Below are 17,624 nucleotides of genomic sequence, written 5' to 3' on the forward strand. Positions count from 1 at the left end.
GCCACGGACTTCTCAGTCTCATCATCCTGTTCTTGGTGCCGGGCTTACCGGACGGTGCGCTCTGTTTCGTCGGGGGGCTCACACCGATTCCGCTCTGGAAACTCGTCCCCATCGCGACCATCGGGCGAGCGCCCGCCTTCTTTCTGGTTAACGTCTTCGGCCATCTCGTTGCAAACGGCGACGTGTACGAAGCGATGGTTCTCTTGGCCCTGATAGTGGGATTCTCGATTATTGGCTATCTGAACCGGGATCAAATCACCAGATTCCTGGATAGACGGTTTTCATAATGGGTTGACCATCGAGCGTCGTGGACGCCGAGAGAATCACCGATCGTGGCTCTCAGACATTTCGATTCAGCCCCGGTACCTGCCGAGGGGGCTCCTCGAGGGGAGAGGGTATAAATCACTGGCAGCCATCATGTACGTATGGCTGATGCCGAGTTAGGGGGAGAATTGTTTCTCTCACCGCTCGGGATGGTTGGCCTTGTCGTGATCGTCGCCAGCCTGCCGTTTTTCTTTCCGGCAAACTCGAATCTCGATCAGTTCGTCCACTGGGGACTCTGGCTCTTCGCTGGCCTGAGCATACTCTATCTCGTGGTGACCTTCCGGCGGGTTTACAAGGAACACGGGCTGGCGGCGGCAGTGAAATGGGTCCTCCGTGGGACGTCCCCACGAGAATAGAGACAGAGGAGCAACTCCACAACGAATGGAGACTGACGAGCGCTAGTTTTCCCAGGACATAGAGATCAAGGATCAGAACAATCGAGTGTGTTAGACGAATACGCACTCCGCTCGATAACGATCATAGAAGCTCACGAAACGTGCTCTACCGTACTATTGGTTGGACGAGGTTTCTGCACGGATATATGCGCCAATGGCCCCGCCCAACAACGGCAGTACGAGGAAGGATATTATCCCATTAATGGCTGGATGACCTAGACCGATCCAGAGATAATGCGCTATCCCATGGTTGAATGCTTCACGAATCTCGACCACCATCGAAAAAAGTAGCATTATTCCGAGTGCAGCTGCCCCTGCAATAATACCGATACGGGCTCCGATCCGAGGATTCTTAGATTCTAAGTATCCAGCTATTCCACCAGCTAATAGAGAGACTCCGGGGGCGCTCGCTACGACTACTAGTATAATTGTGCCAATGGAGGTGTTCAGAGCGGACTTTCGATCCATACGAGAGATATTTCCTAAATCAATATCTTACTTTTGGTTGATGTGTTTGTACTCATCGAAAAAATCACACATAGCAGACTGTCTTTCAGCACGCGACAGAGGCGTTTGCAAAGTTCGCAGCCTGTATTGACCACAATCGAGTCAGGACTTGTCACCTGCTGAGGGTTTCAACAGAGCCCGTTATACAGTTACTTTTTCCACCAGTCTGGAAGACGACGCCAGATTGGCATAAACACACCATAGAATGAGCCAAAAATGAGGATACCCGCAACAACAGCCAGTTCTTCGCCTGAGACCAGTAGGACATCGCGGACGGCTCTAAGGACAGCGGTGACTGTGATAACCCAGATTATGAGAGCTATCGACTCCTTGGCCGACATGCCCGGTTCCATCTCTGGCAGGGTTAATATTTCGATAACGTCACGGCTGATGATTTTATCTTTCTCAGGTGGTATTCTATATCTCACAGAGAGCGTTACATCGTTCCTCTGTATTGACCGTATCGAGTCAGAACATATCATTTTCTGGGAGTTTCATCAAAGCCTATTGAGCCTATATTGTGTGAAGCGAGGTTGTGAGTTGTTGGTACGTGCTGAGTCCTGTCTGGAATCGGTCAATGAGCTGTGACTGATGGTCCTGACAGGCAAGCACAGCAACTGCGCCATCCTGGACTGGAATCACGGGATGATGGGGATTGGAGGCTGCGAGGTGACAGCTGGGGCAGTTCACACCGCCAGCGGGGAGATAATCGAGCAGTTCAGCTGTGTCTGTGGTCGTATACTCACAGATGTCGGCGAACTGAGTGAGATGGGCGTCACAGCCAACAAGCGGAATGGTAAGCTGGTCGAGGAGCAGGAATGATGGTGTATCGCTCGACTGGAGCGCAGACTCACACGCAGGACACTGAACCGGCGGATGACTCGGGAAGTCGGCCGACTGGTGGGAAGACTCTGCTGGACACATACTGAAGCGTATGACCCGTCTCGGTTCCCCACGTGGGTAAGTTCTGGGAACACGCCCGTGACTTCGTCCATCTGCTGAGCGGCTGTTTGCAACAACCGATACTATCGTTGCTGCTCTCGGCTTCGGGACGACTCAGACTGTCACTGCGGTGTGTCAGTCGCGGCCACCAGTTCGTCGGTAAGTAACGTATTCGCTTTTTCTCCTGCTATTCGCACCTGTCGTCTGCGATCACAGTGTCGGTCGGCTACAGGTTTGTGATTTAGGCAGGCCTAAAAATCGGAGGATTTACGTATGTTTAGGTGAGCCTAAACAATGCATGGAGCAGAGACGGACTCGAACCCAATGGCGACAAAGTGACGAAATAACGCGATTCGGAGGTGTCTCCCCGTGAGCTACCACGACGCGGGCAACGGAACCATCCTTTCACAGCAGGCCAACCGGGAGTCGAACGCGCGGACCTACCCGCGCCACCTCCCGTTAGCTATCCGCGAGGCGCAAGGCGTCACCGTCACTGATATGGACGGGAACGAATACTACGACTGTCTAGCCGGGGCGGGGACGCTTGCACTTGGACATAACCACCCGCGCGTCGTCGAGGCGATGGAACGCGTCCTTGACGCCGATCGGCCCGTTCATACCCTCGATATTTCGACGCCGGCGAAGGAACGGTTCGTCGACTCACTGTTCGAGAGCCTCCCCGACGACTTTTCGGACTCCGCGAAGGTACAGTTCTGTAGCCCCGCAGGGACCGACGCCGTTGAGGCTGCCCTGAAACTGGTAAAGACGGCTACCGGGAACCGAAGTATCCTGGGCTTTCAGGGCGCTTACCACGGGATGACTAGCGGTGCTCTCTCGCTGATGGGCGACACCGACGCCAAGGAACCCATCTCGGGACTGATGAGCAACGTTCACCACCTTCCGTATCCCTATGACTATCGCTGTCCGTTTGGTGTCGGCGGAGAAGAGAGTCATCGCGTCGCCAGCACCTACGTCGAGAACCTCCTCGACGATCCGGAAAGTGGTGTCACCGACCCCGCCGGGATGATTCTCGAACCTGTACAAGGCGAGGGCGGCGCGGTTCCTGCCCCTGCCGAATGGTTACAGGAGATGCGTCGTATTACCCACGAACGGGACATTCCCCTTGTTTTCGACGAAATCCAGGCCGGCCTCGGCCGTACGGGCGAAACCTATGCCTTCGAGCACGCCGACATCACACCGGATGTTGTGACGCTCTCGAAGGCCATCGGCGGTGGTCTCCCGCTCGCGGTCGTGGTTTACGACGAGGAACTGGACGTATGGGAGCCGGGCGCCCACGCGGGTACCTTCCGTGGCAACCAGCTCGCGATGGCCGCCGGTGAGGCGACCATCGATTATGTGCTGGAGCACGACCTTGCCGACCACACTACCGCAATGGGTGACCGTCTCTGCGACCACCTCGAATCGGTTGCCCACTTCGACGCCGTCGGTGACATCCGCGGCCGGGGACTGATGCTCGGTGTCGAGTTCGTCGATCCCGAATCGGAGTGGCAGGGCGCCGGGCCGCACGCGCCGGCTCCTGATTTCGCCGAGGCCGTGCAGACCGAGTGTTTTGACCGCGGCCTTATCCTCGAACTCGGCGGGCGCGGAAGCGCCACAGCGCGCTTCCTCCCGCCGCTCATCGTCTCGAAAGAAGACGTCGACGATATCGGCCGCATCTTCGTTGAGGCCGTCGAGACCATCGCGAACGCGGCGTCCGGGACGGTGGTGGCCGCGTGAGCGACGCTGCAGACGCCGCCGCCCTCTTTCTCGGGTCGGAGGCTGGCGACGAGGCTTATCGCGCGGCGATGGAGCGCTCGATAGAGGCCGTCCTTGACGTGGTCGACGACGACCCCTTCTCGGGCGCGACGCCTACGGGCCTCGCCGATCAGTTCGACGACCCCGTGGTCCCGGAGGAGGGCGTGGGGCTGGACGTCGCCATCGACGAGGTAGCCGAACGCGTTCTCGCGAACTCGGTCGACCCCTCGCATCCGCGGTGTACCGCCCATCTTCAGTGCCCGCCGATGGTGCCGGGTCTGGCGGCCGAAGCACTGCTCTCGGCGACGAACCAGTCGCTTGACTCCTTCGATCAGGCACCCGCTGCGACCATCCTCGAAGAGCGGGTCATCGACGCGCTCGGCCACCTCTTCGACCTGCCGGTGGCAGCCGACGGTGTCTTCACCAGCGGAGGCACGCAGTCGAACTTTCAGGCGCTCCTGCTGGCCCGTGACCGTTATTGCGACCAGCGCTTCGGCCGTGATGTCCAGCACATGGGTCTCCCGACGGAGGCAGAGTCCTTGCGTGTCGTCTGTTCGGAGGCGGCTCACTTCACTGCTGAGCAGGCGGCCCACCATCTCGGACTCGGCGAGAACGCCGTCGTTACCGTCGAGACTGATGATACTTATCGGATGGACCCCGAGGCGCTCGACGAGACGCTGTCGGCACTCGACCGGCAGGGCCGTGAGCCGTTCGCTATCGTCGGCACCGCCGGGACGACGGACTTCGGGAGTATTGACCCATTGGCCGAACTCGCCGAACGCGCTGCCGAATGGGACGTCTGGTTCCACGTCGACGCCGCCTACGGCGGGGCGCTCGCGCTTAGCGACGAGTACGCCGACCGCCTCGCGGGTATCGAGCGCGCCGACTCGGTCGCTGTCGACTTCCACAAGCTGTTCTACCAGCCTATCAGCTGTGGAGCGCTCCTCCTCCGTGACGCCGACGAGTTCCGCTGGATGGCGCGCAACGCCGCCTACCTTAATCCCGAAGCCCACGACGAGGCGGGCGTCCCCAACCTCGTCGCAAAGTCGGTTCAGACGACTCGCCGTTTCGACGCGCTCAAGCCGTATCTCGCGTTCCGTGCACTAGGTCGTGACCGGCTCGGGGGGCTCGTCGAATCGACGCTCGAGCTCGCGGACGACGCCGCGTCGCTCCTCGACGATGCCGATGACTTCGAACTGGTAAACGACCCCGCGCTGAACGCCGTCGTCTTCCGCTACCGGCCTTGTGAGGGGCTGGACGAAGAAGCCGTGAGCGAGTTGAATGCCACCGTCCGTGAAACGATTCTACACGATGGTCGCGCCGTCGTCGCCCGTACTGAAGTCGAAGACGTGACGAGTCTGAAACTCACCCTGCTGAATCCAACGGCGACGCTCGACGACGTCGCCGAGACGCTCGAGGCAATTCGGGAGTGCGGTTCGACTGTCGAAGAAGTCCAACGCGAGGTGACAGCATGACCTCCGACGCTGCACTCCGCGAACGCGGGGCGAGTGACGGGTCCGTCGACCCCATCAAGTGTGCCGACGACGCCACCGTCCATGCCTTCCTCAACTGCTACCTCCGTGAGACAGGCGAGTACATGGTCCACACGGATTCCGTGGCTGGCGTTGAGCCCGGTCCTGATGGGTTGCTCCGTGCCACCCTCGGGGCACAAGGCGCCGACTTGCTAGCACCGCTGGCCTACCGCTCCCCGACCGAGCGCCATCTCTTCGAGACGCCCGTACGTTACCGACTGCCTGATGGCCGAGCCGAAGCAGCCGATGCCGCCACCCTCGCGACGCTCGTCGTGAAGGATCTCACGCTCTCTGAAGGTGGCGAGGCTGTACCGGACGAACTGCTCCTCCGAGTACTCAAGAGCGAACGCAACGTCGAACGGTTCGTCGAGGCCCGGCAGCGGGATCAGGCGCGCCTGTACGGCGACGAGGTCTCCTTTCGCGACACCGAGCAGGCCCTTGTTTTTGGCCACCACCGCCATCCGACGCCCAAAAGTAGACAGGGCATCGCCGACCACGAACGCGAGACGTACGCTCCGGAGCTCCGCGGGTCGCTCCCGCTTCACTACTTCCGGGCCGACTCCGAGCTCGTCTCGCAGGACTCTGCGCTCGATGTGAGCGCTGCCGAGTGGGTGAAAGCCGAACTCCGAGAGGATCCAACCGTTCCTGAGTCGTTCGTCGCTAAACACGTCGAGAGCGAGGACATCCTCTTGCCTGTCCACCCATGGCAGGCAGATTACTTGCTCAACCAGTCCCACATACAGGACACACTCGGCGACGGGCTCGACCACCTTGGTGCAGTGGGGCGGGAGTTCTCCTCGACTACCTCAGTCCGAACGCTCTATGCCGAGGACGCGCCGTTCATGGTGAAGTCCTCGTTGAACGTGAAGATAACCAACTCCGTCCGAACGAACAAGCGCCCCGAGTTAGAGCGGGGGGTCGCCGTCGCGGAACTCCTTGATACTGCGTTTGGCGACGAACTCCGTGACGAGTTCCCGGACTTCGAGATTATTCGCGATCCGGCGTACCTCGCACTCGACACCGGGGACGAGCGAGAGTCGGGACTAGAGACGCTCCTTCGTGTGAACCCCTTCCAAGGCGACGCCGCTACAAACGCGACTCCCGTCGCCGCGCTCTGTCAGGACGCGATTCGAGGCAAATCCCGAATCGGCCGCATCATCACGGGTATCGCCGAGCGCGAGGGCCGCGACGTCGCGGACGTGAGTTCGGAGTGGTTTCGTCAGTACCTCGAAACCGTTATTCGGCCCGTTCTGTGGCTCTACCTCGTGCAGGGCGTCGGCGTCGAGGCCCACCAGCAGAACTCGGTACTCACCCTCGACGACGGGGGCTACCCCGACGAGTTCCGCTACCGTGATAATCAGGGGTTCTACTTCCCCGAATCGCAGTACCCCCGCGTCGACGACTACCTACCGGGCGTCGGCGAACGGGCCGACACCGTCTGTGCGGACGCCATCGCCGACGAGCGCCTGCGCTACTACGTCGTCCTGAACAACGCGCTCGACGTCGTGAACGCGCTCGGCTGTGCGGGCGTCGCCGACGAGACGCGCTTGCTTACGCTCCTCCGAGAAGAACTGGAGCGCGCCCGCGAGCACTACGACCGACCCTCTTCGAATTTCCTCGCCCCCCTGCTGGAGGACGAGACGATTCCGTGTAAGGCGAACCTGCTGACCCGCTTTCGCGGGTTAGACGAACTGGAGAACGATCTCGAGAACCAGTCGGTGTATACCGACGTGAAGAACCCCATCGTTACCGAGACTAACTCATGACCGGACCGGATGCAGTCGTTGCCAGCGACTACGACTATCAGACCTACGATCGGCACATCGGTAAGCAAATATCGCTCCGCCCGGCCACCGTCGAGCGCGATCTCGGCCGCCTTCACCGGTGGCTCGGGAGCAATCACGTGAAGCCCTACTGGCAACTCGACCTGCCGCTCCCCCAGTTCCGCGAGGCGCTCAGCTCGAAGGTCGCAAGCGACCATCTCACGCCCTACATCGGGAGTCTCAACCACGTCCCGATGAGCTACTGGGAGTGTTATTGGGCCGCCGAGGACGACGTCGCGAACCACTACGACGTAGCGCCACACGACCAAGGCGTCCACCTCCTGCTGGGTCCCGAGGAGTATCTCGGACAAGGGTATGCGCTCTCCCTGTTGCGGGCCGTCGTCGCGATGCAGTTCCGCCATCCCGAGACCCACCGGATCATCGCGGAACCCGACGCCCGCAACGAGAAAGCGGTCCACATCTTCGAGCAGTGTGGATTCGAGGCCGAAACGGAGTTCCACTTCGACGAGGCCGAAAAGGATGCTGTTCTGCTGGTCTGCGAGCGCGAGCGCTTCGAGTCCGAGGTGCTCACCGACGCGACGGCGATGCCTGCGCAGGGCACCGATTCGGGGGTGGCTACTGATGACTGACGAGGTACGGGACATCGTTGGTGTTGGCATCGGCCCGTTCAACCTCGGGCTGGCTGCCATGCTCGACTCCGCTGAGGTGGACGTTGACGCCGTCTTCCTCGAGCGCGACGCCGAGTTTAATTGGCACGAAGGGATGCTCCTCGAAGGGACGACCCTCGAAGTGCCGTTCCTCGCGGATCTTGTCACTCTCGCTGACCCAACCAGCGACTACAGCTACCTCAACTATCTCCGGGAGACGGAGCGCATCTACGAGTTCTACTTCTATGAGACGTTCCAGGTCCCCCGTCGGGAGTATAACGACTACCTCCGGTGGGTTGTCGATGAACTCGACACCCCTCAGTTTTCCCGAGAGGTCACCGAGGTGCAATGGGACGACGAGGCCGAGCACTACGTCGCCGCCGCCCATCACCCCGACACAGGCGAACGCTTCGAATACCGTGGCGAGCACCTCGCTCTGGGCATCGGCTCGCGCCCACAACTCCCCGAGCACCTCCGGGGCCACCCCGAGGAGGATGTCTTCCACACCGCGAAGTACCGCTACAACCGCGAGCGCGTGCTGGACGCTGACTCCGTGACTGTTGTGGGGTCGGGACAGAGCGCTGCCGAAGTGTTCGAAGACCTCCTCGAACGGCAGGTCGACCATGACTACCGCCTCGACTGGCTCACCCGGTCTGAGGGGTTCTTCCCGATGGAGTATTCGAAACTCGGCCTCCAGCATTTCACGCCCGAGTATGAGCAGTACGTCTACGACCTCCCTCAGGAGACGAAAGACGGCCTCATTCCGAATCAGAATCTCCTCTACAAGGGCGTCGATCCTGGAACGAGCGCCGATATCTACGACCTACTCTACCGGCGCTCTATCGGCGACCGTGACCCCGATGTCGGGATGTTCGCGATGACAGAGGTGGGTGATATCGCTTCTGTCGGTAACGCCTACGCCCTCGACTGTCACCAGTGGCAGACCGAGGAGGACTTCGTTCACGAGTCCGAGGTCGTCGTCCTCGGCACCGGCTACGACCGCCCGATTCCCGCGTTGCTCGAACCAATCGAGAACGCCATCCATTGGGACGCGAAGGGCCGCTACGAAGTCACCGAAGACCACCGCCTCGAAATCGACCATCCAGGTGACGTCTTCCTGCAGAACGCTGAACTTCACACCCACGGCGTCGGCGTCCCTGACCTCGGACTCGGCTGCTACCGAAACACGAAGTTCGTCAATCGGCTGGTCGGTCGCGAGGCCTATCCCGAGGATTCGGACACCGTGTTCCAGGACTTCTCGCTCGACCAGTTCGTCGAGCACGCGCCCGACACCTCCCGTCACGGGAGCGAGACGACCGCACCTACGCAGAACGACTAACTATGGACGCTAACGATACCATCCGCGAGAACGCACTGACCCCCGAAATCTGGGAGACGGTTGAGCGCCGTCTACTCACGAAGATGCTCGAGGAGTTCAGCTACGAGGAGATACACCTCCCCAAGCAGGTAGCCACTGGCGACGAACGACACACCTATCGGATTGACCTTGGCCCGGCGAGCTATCGCTTCGATGCCGCCGAGCGACTCCTCGACAGCTACTCCATCGACGGCGACTCTATCGAGCGCCGCGCAGCTGACACGGACGACGAGGACGAGTGGGAATCTGCCACTGACCCCATCCGCTATCTCCGCGACCTCGAAGCCACGGTCGACCTTGACGCACTCACCGCGGGGAACCTCATCCGCGAATACGAGCGGACGCTCCTCGCCGACGCGCACATCGAAGCGAAAAAGCGCGACCGCGAGGGCTTCAACCCGACGGCCCTCGGCTACGCTGAACTCGAAGGTGAGATGGAGGGGCATCCGTGGATCACATACAATAAGGGCCGCCTCGGCTGGGGGTATGATGACTACCGCCAGTATGCGCCCGAGTTGCAGGAATCGGTGACGCTCTCGTGGGTCGCCGTCAGAAAGGACGAGGCGACGTTTACTGGAACGCCTGACGTCGACCATGACTCGCTCGTACAGTCGGAACTCGGCGACTACTACGATCGCTTTCGGGACCACCTCCGCCAGCGAGATCTCGACCCGGACGCCTACTACTTCATTCCAGTTCACGACTGGCAGTGGGAGAACAGCATCGTCCCGCTGTTCCCTGGCGACATCGCGAACGACGATATCGTCCCGCTGGGTGAGGGGCCCGACGAGTATCTTCCCCAGCAATCGGTACGCACCTTTGTCAACGTTGACGAGGAAGCGAAACACCACGTGAAAGTGCCGATGCGCATTCTCAACACGCTCGTCTGGCGGGGTCTCCCTGGGGAACGCACGGAAATCGCCCCCGCAATTACAGAGTATATTAAGGCAATCTACGCGCAGGACGACTTTCTGCAGAAGCAGGGGCTCATTCTCCCCGGTGAAATTGCCGGCGTCAACTACAACCACGACGACTTCGTCGGCATCGAGGGATCGCCCTACCAATACCACGAGTTACTGGGAGCGGTGTGGCGTGAGTCCATCTACACCTTCCTCGACGACAGCGAGGAGGCTGTCACCCTCTCGGCGCTGATGCACGTCGATGGGGAGGGCGAACCGTACCTCTCGCGACTCGTCGAGAGATCCGGCCTCACCCTTGACGAGTGGCTCGAGACGTTCTTCGAGACGGTGCTTCCACCACTCCTCCACTTTCTCTACCGGTATGGGACGGTCTTCTCCCCGCACGGTCAGAATACTATTCTCGTCGTTGAGGACGGCCTCCCTGTTCGTCTCGCGGTTAAGGACTTCGCCGATGACGTAAACGTGAGCGACCAGCCGCTCCCTGAACTCGACGCGCTTTCAGAGGAAATGGAGGCAGTCCTCCGCAAGGAGCCGCCGGAAGGTCTCTGCCAGTTCATCTTCTCGGGACTGTTCGTCTGTGTCCTCCGCTACGTCGCCGACATCCTCGAAGAGAAGAAAGACTACCCTGAAGAGGAGTTCTGGACGCATGCGCGTGCGGCCATCCTTAACTACCAATCACAGTTCCCCGAACTGACGGACCGTTTCGAATTATTTGACCTGCTCCAACCAGAGTTTACGAAACTGGCGCTCAATCGCAACCGCATCCTCGATTATGGCTACGACGATGCAGCTGGTCGCCCGCACGCATCTGAGCACGGGATGGTCACGAATCCGCTCCACGAGGTCGCTGCGGGGGTCGCGGCACCCGCTGAGCGTGCCGACCCGCCCAGCGCGTCTGACAACTGACGCCGAGGAACAGATCGAATACTGTTCGGTAAGTCATCTTATTGACATCGAACAGCAAGAACGACAGCTGATGGGCAAGAAAGTGTCATTCCGCTATCGAACGTTACAGGAGTCACCGACGGCGTCGTATCGAGGTGAGCGGCAATTACTCAAGCATCGCAGTACCCAGACTGCGAGTCACACTGGTAGTCGGTTACTAGCCAGATCAGTTCTTGAATAGTATCTGTCTCTATCATGGTTGGGCTGCAACCGATACCTCCAGCATACTGGGCCAACGATGGCCGCCACAAGTGTGCAGAGGCCAAGATCACCAGCAATATCGTGTGGACGATGCCAGCGAACAATAGCCAAGAGCGAGTTACTCCGCGACGAGGCGGGTCTCAAGCGGGACTTCGTTCATAATGGCATCCATTACTGGCGAAGTCGCTTCAACGCGCTCGCGAAGTTCCGCGAGTTCCGCCTCGGAGGTGTCGGCGGTCACGTAGACCGTGCAGGTAATCGACTCGTAGCCGGGACGGACGTCCTCGGAGATACCGAGGAACCCGCGGAGATCAACGTCACCCGCCATTTCGAATCGGAGTTCCTCAAGCGTGATACCCATATGCGCAGCGTTGGCCGCGTAGCCGACGCTCAGACACGACCCGAGCGCGCCGAGAAGTAGCTCGACGGCATTTGGCCCGGTGCGTTCGCCAAGAATCTGTTCGGGTTCGTCCCCCTCCAGCGTGAATTCTTGGGTGTGGATCGTCTCGCCTGCCTGGTCAAACTCATCGATCGTCGTTACGGACTTGAGCGCGTCCTGCCACGCTGTTTCGGCCCGGAATGTGAATCGCCCGACCTCGGGGTCGTCACTAATTGCTTCGACCGCGCCTTCCAGCGCGGAGACGTCGACGCCATTGACTCTCGTCGGTTCGGTGGTTGCCATTTTGAATCACCACTACTAGAGTCAACTGCTGAGAGCATAACCGCATATCAGTGTCTACTGTCTAGTTTCGTGCCGACTCCTCCGAGATAGCTACTGTGTAGTCAGCCATCCCGTTTGCTGGTAGAGAATTTGTTGAAAACTTTATAGATTGCAAAGAAAAGCACTTCCAAGACGAACCAGCCACTCTGGATGACGAGAATTCACCAGTCCCCTGCTTTGACCCAGCATGTGATGAAACGTTCGTGAGCTAGCATGCTCGCGAAACTCTCCAGACGCTCGTTTTTCTGCCTCTTCTGGAGTCTCGTAAATGAGGGCGATATGGTCATTGGAGTTCTGCCCCTCGTGTGGCTCAACCGGGCCGCGGAACGCGGGGCTCGACCGGAGTGCTTCGAGGCTGCTCTCCACGCCGAGCGTCTCGGATTGGACGGAATCTGATGGTGAATTCTGACTCATACTTATCAACCCAGAGAGATTGAAGTACTGCTCACGATTTTCAAGTGATCTACAAGCTGGAATTGAGATACCTAATAGCTATGGAGCGATTGCGAGACTGTTACTGAAGTCGGGTTACTAAGGCAACAAAAAGGCGGCCGTGTTGAAACCATTCGTCGCTAACATTTGGGAGAGGTTCTCTCTTGGCCGCTCACGACCAAAGCCACAGAAACTCGCCCTATACAAAACCGCAAGACGTGAAGAGGGTTTCAACAGAGCCAAAAAGGCTTTCTCAGTAGCCTATCTACGAAGTATCAGTATGTACTCTTCTACGCCTCAAAATCCAATCGCTACCTTCCTCCACGATCTATTTTCGCGAGAGAGCCACATTGATCCAGCAATCCATGTTAGAGAGACGGGCCCGAACCCAACCCAACAACAGCATGTGTTAGCGGAAATTGCGCAGTTAGCGCTAGAGAATTTCCCCCTCGACGACTTATTTGACAAAACGGTTGAGCGCGTAGCAGACGCACTCGATCACGACTACTGCAAGATCTTGGAACTTCGGCCAGCCAATGACGAGTTGCTACTCCGGAATGGCGTGGGGTGGCATGACGGTATTGTCGGGACGGCGACAGTTGAGACCGAACAAAACTCACAAGCGGGGTACACTCTGCTCAGCGAAGAACCCGTAGTCGTCACCGACCTCCCAACTGAAGATCGGTTTACCGGACCGGAGTTACTCACGTCCCACGATGTCAAAAGCGGTATCAGCACTATCATTGGCACGCCAGACGATCCATGGGGGATTCTGGGCGTCCATACCACGACCCCCGAAACCTACACCGACGACGATGTAGCGTTTGTTCAGAGCGTCGCCAACATCTTGTTCACCGAGATTCGGCGACAGCAACGTGAAGCCGAACTGGAGGCCCAAAATGAACGCTTAGACGCGTTCGCGAGCATGCTAGCTCACGAACTCCGCAACCCCCTCACCGTCGGCCAAATCTACAGTCAGCAACTCTCGGACGATCCAGAGACGGGCGCCGCAACACACGTTCGAGAGGCGTTCGATCGTATCGAGGACATAATTGATGTCCTACTAATACTGGCCCGTGGTCATGATGAAGTCTGCGAGAACGACACGGTTGTCCTCGCGGACGTCGCCCGCGATGTGTGGTCGCGTGTGAACGCTCCGGAGGCGACGCTAGTGGTAGACACCGACCGTGTTCTACAGGCCGAAGACACGTATGTTCGGCATCTCCTCGAGAACCTGTTCAAGAACGCGGTCGAGCATGGCGGGGGTGATGTGACTGTCACGATCGGGAACCTCTCGACCGGGTTCTACGTTGCAGACGACGGGACAGGAATTCCCGCAGACAATCGAGACGATGTATTCGACATTGGCTTCACGACGGCTGCTAAGGAAGGTGGAACCGGATTGGGATTGGCGTTCGTGCGAGAATTGGCGAATGTGTACAGCTGGACGTGTACGCTGACCGAGAGTGTCACTGGTGGTGCCCGGTTCGAGTTCGAGAATGTTGGTCTCCTCGAACAAGAGGATTGAGCGGTTAGCACCGCGTTTTATCCGATCTTCATTTGGCTCCTCGCAATCTCTACAGGCGGGGCAGGCCGAGTACCTCGGGGTCGTACGGAAATCGAAGACGTCCGTGATGACGAGACGCTTCGCGTCTCGAACCACTTGACCCCGAGGCGGTTGACAGACGTGCCGTCTTTCTCTCGGACTGTTGATCAGTCGTCGCGTAGTCTCTCAGTAGTGAGTCGTCTACGAATCCGCTCTTCACCTACTCCACTCTCACCCGTATTGAAACAGTGACAATAGGATGTATCTTATGCTGAACAGAAGTGGAGAGTCCGCACGAGAATCCATTCGCTTCTACAGATCACAACAGAACTTAGAGTTCGAATTTCGAGCGGCGTAGCTGTCTTATCCCGGTCCAAATGCTGCGATATCCGCTCCTACTGTTGCCAGTGCATCGGCAGGGTTCGGGTCGCTGTCGGCTAGATGCGTGTACTGGTGGTCCGGGATATTTGCCAGGGCCACCATTATGGCCTCACTGTACGCTTCGACGCCTGATACTGTTGGGTCATCCCCTCCCCAGACATCATGGATGACTGTCATCGAATCGATGTGAACGTCCAGCCTGCGTGGCTCGTAGCGAGTCAACAGTTCGGCAAGCCCGAGCTGAAGGGCGACGTACTCGGCAGTGTTGTTCCCTGTTCGGGAGCCAACGGGCCGGCTAAGACGGGCAAGTTGGTTCTCTTCAGCGTCCATAATGACCGCGCCCGCGCCCGCTGGGCCGGGGTTTCCACGTGAACTGCCATCGACGTAGAGAACAAAGGTATCGTCCGTCGGCTCGGGGATGGGTGGATGGGTGAGTTCCGACGCCAGCAGCTCTTCGAGTGCATCACGCAACTCGGTCGAAGAGGTTTCGGGGTCGAAGAGACCGCCGTGGCCGGGGACAGCGTCGTTGATAGCGTCGGTGGCCGCCGGCATTTCGTAGCCGACGTCCGCGAGTACCTCCTCGATGAGCGTGGCAAGCGGCGAGAGGTGTTCTGCTGGGAGGGGGTCCTCGGTCACGCTCTTTGCCTCGGCAGGCTTTGGCTCCAGGTCCGCACATCCTTGCTCTCTGAAGTGTTTAGTGACTGGTCGAACCGCTGCATAGAGAACCTACGGTGGTCAGCGGCATAATATCTTCAGATGGCTCGGCACTCTTGCAACTCGCAATATAGGTGCCGGGGACTTGGATGGCCCACCACCCCACTGCATCTAGTGCTTGACCTTCAGAGCGGTGAGGGCAGTGACGCGACAACTTGGCTTCCCGAGGACAGTGTAACTCTCACTGTCGATTGCATGCGTAGATCGTCGCGGCTGGGCACGCTCTCGGCGGTCGTCGGGCTCGGCAGACATCACTCATCAGAACGCGGTGGGGGTCGTCGGTGTCGTACCACTATCGAAGGGTCGCGATGTCCGCATCGCTGTCGACGAACGCTTCCAGAGGTTCACGGTCTAGACCTATCACAATGATGGCGTCAGGGTAGTTAGAAATAGGGTATTCGATAATACCCAAGTTGCACTACCTTATTTGGCACTTTTGGGGGAGTGGGCCAGCACTGGACGGCAACGCTTGCTGCCGATATTCCCCTTAGCCTCTTATTCTTCCGGCGAGTATCTTCCGTGTGTCGACTGCCCGCTGGTCACGAGTCGTCCGTTCTCCCCGGTATCGAGATACCGTTCTTTTCGTTCTCCTTGCCGCCCTCTTCGGTGGGTCATTTGTTGCGATAAAGGCGGGCCTCCGTGAACTGCCACCGATCTTGTTCGCGGGTCTGCGCTTTGATATCGCTGCCGTCGTCCTGTTAGCGTACATCGCTGGGACGAGCGAGCGATCCGCGTGGATACCGAGGACACGTGGTGATTACCTCGGGATTGGTGCCGGAGCGGTGTTTCTCATCGCACTCAACAACGGCTTGTTGTTCCTCGGCCAAGTCACCACGACACCTGCTGCAGCCTCCGTCATGTACGGCCTCAATCCGATAGTGGCACCCATCTTCGCGTGGTGGTTGCTCGGCGATCGGCTCTCCCGACTCGGGGCAGTCGGGATTGGGATTGCGCTATGTGGTGTCATTATCATCGTACAGCCATCGCCGTCGACGTTTACTGATGCGAGTGCGATCGGACAGTTGTTTGTCCTCGGTGCCGCTGGGGCGGTTGCCCTGGGAAGCGTGTTACTCCAGCGTGTCGGTCCGCGAATGGCGAGCAGTGCGTTGACCGCGTGGGCCATGGCTGGTGGTGCAGTGATCCTCCACGCGAGCAGTCTGCTTATCGGGGAACCACAACCGAATCTGCTCGCGCTCGAACCAGTGACGGTCCTGAGTCTGCTGTCACTTGGGATTCCATCGACAGCAGTCGCGTACGCGATTTATTTCGGACTCATTGGCCGGATTGGGCCAGTCCGTGCAAATCTGGTGGCCTACGTCGTGCCTGTCTTCGCTTCGCTCACCGGCTGGGTCGTACTTGAATCGTCAGTCTCGGTCTGGACTGGCGTTGGATTTCTAGTCGTCGTTGCTGGGTTCGCGCTCATCGAACGACAGGTCGTTGGCACAGAACTTGCTCGTCTCTGGCGGCGATTCCGTGGCCCATCGTCGGATGGCGAGCGGGTCGACGGTGATGACTGAGACGATCTCACAGTAGAATCCGTATTACACCACCTCTCTAAGTCGGATAGTTCCGGTATCTCAGTCGGCCTAAGAATCAAATCGGAAACTTAGAACGAATCTCGTCGTGGGACCCGAACAATTACCGCTGAAGCCCTTCCCCGTCGGTTGCGACCGGGCGTTGTGTCCGGGTCAATTGCGCTTCGAAAGAGGCTGCCGATTCGGCGTCATCGCCAGCGAGCGCGCGCTGCTTTTCGACCTCCGAGTGAACGGCGTCCGTTATTCGTGGATGCGCTCCAAGCGGATCGGCATACTCGATGCCACCGCGTGCGAGTTCGAGTTCGTCGGGAATCCGGCTTTCGGTCGCTTCGGTTCGTGTCAGAAAGAGGGGGACAGCTACCGACTGGTTCTTGCTAGTATTGTACCGCACACATTCGACTGTGGGGTTCTGGAGGAGATAGCAGGTCAGCACCTCTCCGTACCCCGACTGTTCTCGAAGTCGAGCCGCGTGATAGTCGGTCGTTTGCCGGTGGTACGGTTTCGAACTACTCCCGAACCCAACGAGAATGAGAGAGACGTCGTCAGATGCCGGAATCAGACTTGCTCCTTTCTCTTTTATCACCTCGGTGATGGCCGGGTTCTGACCGAGTGGTTCGCAGTAGTGGACATCTCCGGAGATATAGGAGAGCGCAGCGGGGACACCGTCAATCGTGTCGTGACTGTGTGCAGCACACATCGGGACTGCATACACTGTATCCGCAGAAATCCGCTCGAACTCCTCTTTGAGTTCGCGGATCGGTTCACTCTCGTACGTCGCTATCTCGACGTCGTCGACGACAGCTCGTCGGTTGAGACGGCCGGCGTGTGCTTCGAGCACTTCGTGAGCGTTTCTCGTATTACGGCCGATGAGCAGGATTGATTCGGTTGTCATGGGTCATCCACGCGCACAATTTCATTTGTGCTAACCCAATTCGGGTTGTCTTACCGGTCGAGACGGACTATCA

Annotated in this window: 16 protein-coding genes; 11 read left to right on the forward strand and 5 right to left on the reverse strand. The window is 58.9% G+C overall.

All coding sequences use genetic code 11. The features are described from left to right. Positions 1–35: 35 nt before the first annotated feature. On the forward strand, positions 36–287 hold the full coding sequence (locus E4S61_RS22245) for a TVP38/TMEM64 family protein (RefSeq protein WP_394346467.1): 252 nt from the start codon (positions 36–38) through the stop codon (positions 285–287). 138 nt (positions 288–425) lie between these two features. Continuing rightward, complete coding sequence (locus E4S61_RS22250) at positions 426–680, forward strand: hypothetical protein (protein WP_135306116.1); 255 nt, start codon at positions 426–428, stop codon at positions 678–680. A gap of 153 nt (positions 681–833) precedes the next feature. Here E4S61_RS22250 and E4S61_RS22255 read toward each other — a convergent pair whose 3' ends face one another. Further along, complete coding sequence (locus E4S61_RS22255; protein ID WP_135306117.1) at positions 834–1,187, reverse strand: hypothetical protein; 354 nt, start codon at positions 1,185–1,187, stop codon at positions 834–836. Positions 1,188–1,375: 188 nt separating this feature from the next. Beyond that, on the reverse strand, positions 1,376–1,708 hold the full coding sequence (locus tag E4S61_RS26385) for a hypothetical protein (protein WP_245180910.1): 333 nt from the start codon (positions 1,706–1,708) through the stop codon (positions 1,376–1,378). 109 nt (positions 1,709–1,817) lie between these two features. On the opposite strand from E4S61_RS26385, the gene E4S61_RS25715 reads away from it, so the two are divergent. The 7 genes from E4S61_RS25715 (at position 1,818) to E4S61_RS22295 (ending at position 11,090) form a co-directional block, all read left to right on the forward strand. Then, entirely contained in the window at positions 1,818–2,048 is a 231-nt protein-coding gene (locus E4S61_RS25715; RefSeq protein ID WP_167768620.1) for a hypothetical protein, read from the forward strand. Positions 2,049–2,537: 489 nt separating this feature from the next. After that, the gene (locus E4S61_RS22270) at positions 2,538–3,905 is read left to right on the forward strand and encodes a diaminobutyrate--2-oxoglutarate transaminase (RefSeq protein ID WP_135306119.1); all 1,368 of its coding nucleotides are present in this window, start codon (positions 2,538–2,540) and stop codon (positions 3,903–3,905) included. A gap of 68 nt (positions 3,906–3,973) precedes the next feature. Continuing rightward, positions 3,974–5,398, forward strand: a complete 1,425-nt coding sequence (locus E4S61_RS22275) for a pyridoxal phosphate-dependent decarboxylase family protein (protein WP_135306175.1) — start codon at positions 3,974–3,976, stop codon at positions 5,396–5,398. Next, a complete protein-coding gene (locus tag E4S61_RS22280) occupies positions 5,395–7,221 on the forward strand; it encodes an IucA/IucC family protein (protein WP_135306120.1) in 1,827 nt (608 codons plus the stop codon). Before E4S61_RS22275 ends, E4S61_RS22280 begins: the two co-directional genes overlap by 4 nt. Continuing rightward, on the forward strand, positions 7,218–7,868 hold the full coding sequence (locus tag E4S61_RS22285) for a GNAT family N-acetyltransferase (RefSeq protein WP_135306121.1): 651 nt from the start codon (positions 7,218–7,220) through the stop codon (positions 7,866–7,868). The genes E4S61_RS22280 and E4S61_RS22285 overlap by 4 nt, the downstream gene beginning before the upstream one ends. Next, positions 7,861–9,225: a lysine N(6)-hydroxylase/L-ornithine N(5)-oxygenase family protein gene (locus E4S61_RS22290; RefSeq protein WP_135306122.1), complete on the forward strand. Its 1,365-nt coding sequence runs from the start codon at positions 7,861–7,863 to the stop codon at positions 9,223–9,225. The genes E4S61_RS22285 and E4S61_RS22290 overlap by 8 nt, the downstream gene beginning before the upstream one ends. 2 nt (positions 9,226–9,227) lie before the next feature. Further along, positions 9,228–11,090 (forward strand): IucA/IucC family protein, encoded by a 1,863-nt coding sequence (locus E4S61_RS22295; protein ID WP_135306123.1) that lies wholly within the window; start codon positions 9,228–9,230, stop codon positions 11,088–11,090. A gap of 358 nt (positions 11,091–11,448) precedes the next feature. Here E4S61_RS22295 and E4S61_RS22300 read toward each other — a convergent pair whose 3' ends face one another. Continuing rightward, positions 11,449–12,012: an OsmC family protein gene (locus E4S61_RS22300; protein ID WP_135306124.1), complete on the reverse strand. Its 564-nt coding sequence runs from the start codon at positions 12,010–12,012 to the stop codon at positions 11,449–11,451. Positions 12,013–12,607: 595 nt separating this feature from the next. On the opposite strand from E4S61_RS22300, the gene E4S61_RS22305 reads away from it, so the two are divergent. Further along, a complete protein-coding gene (locus E4S61_RS22305) occupies positions 12,608–14,011 on the forward strand; it encodes a GAF domain-containing sensor histidine kinase (RefSeq protein WP_135306125.1) in 1,404 nt (467 codons plus the stop codon). Positions 14,012–14,392: 381 nt separating this feature from the next. On the opposite strand, the gene E4S61_RS22310 is transcribed toward E4S61_RS22305, so the two are convergent. Further along, positions 14,393–15,046, reverse strand: a complete 654-nt coding sequence (locus tag E4S61_RS22310; protein ID WP_135306126.1) for a ribonuclease HI family protein — start codon at positions 15,044–15,046, stop codon at positions 14,393–14,395. A 599-nt stretch (positions 15,047–15,645) separates the two neighbouring features. On the opposite strand from E4S61_RS22310, the gene E4S61_RS22315 reads away from it, so the two are divergent. Further along, positions 15,646–16,641 carry a DMT family transporter gene (locus E4S61_RS22315; RefSeq protein WP_135306127.1) on the forward strand — a complete coding sequence of 332 codons (996 nt, stop codon included), beginning with the start codon at positions 15,646–15,648 and terminating at the stop codon, positions 16,639–16,641. A gap of 121 nt (positions 16,642–16,762) precedes the next feature. Here the strand turns inward: E4S61_RS22315 and E4S61_RS22320 are convergent, their stop codons facing one another. Next, positions 16,763–17,551, reverse strand: coding sequence for a CbiX/SirB N-terminal domain-containing protein (locus E4S61_RS22320; RefSeq protein ID WP_135306128.1), 789 nt, complete (start codon positions 17,549–17,551; stop codon positions 16,763–16,765). Positions 17,552–17,624 lie beyond the last annotated feature (73 nt).

Origin of the sequence: Haloarcula amylovorans (assembly GCF_004681185.1) — an archaeon.
Taxonomy (GTDB): Archaea; Halobacteriota; Halobacteria; order Halobacteriales; family Haloarculaceae; genus Haloarcula; species Haloarcula amylovorans.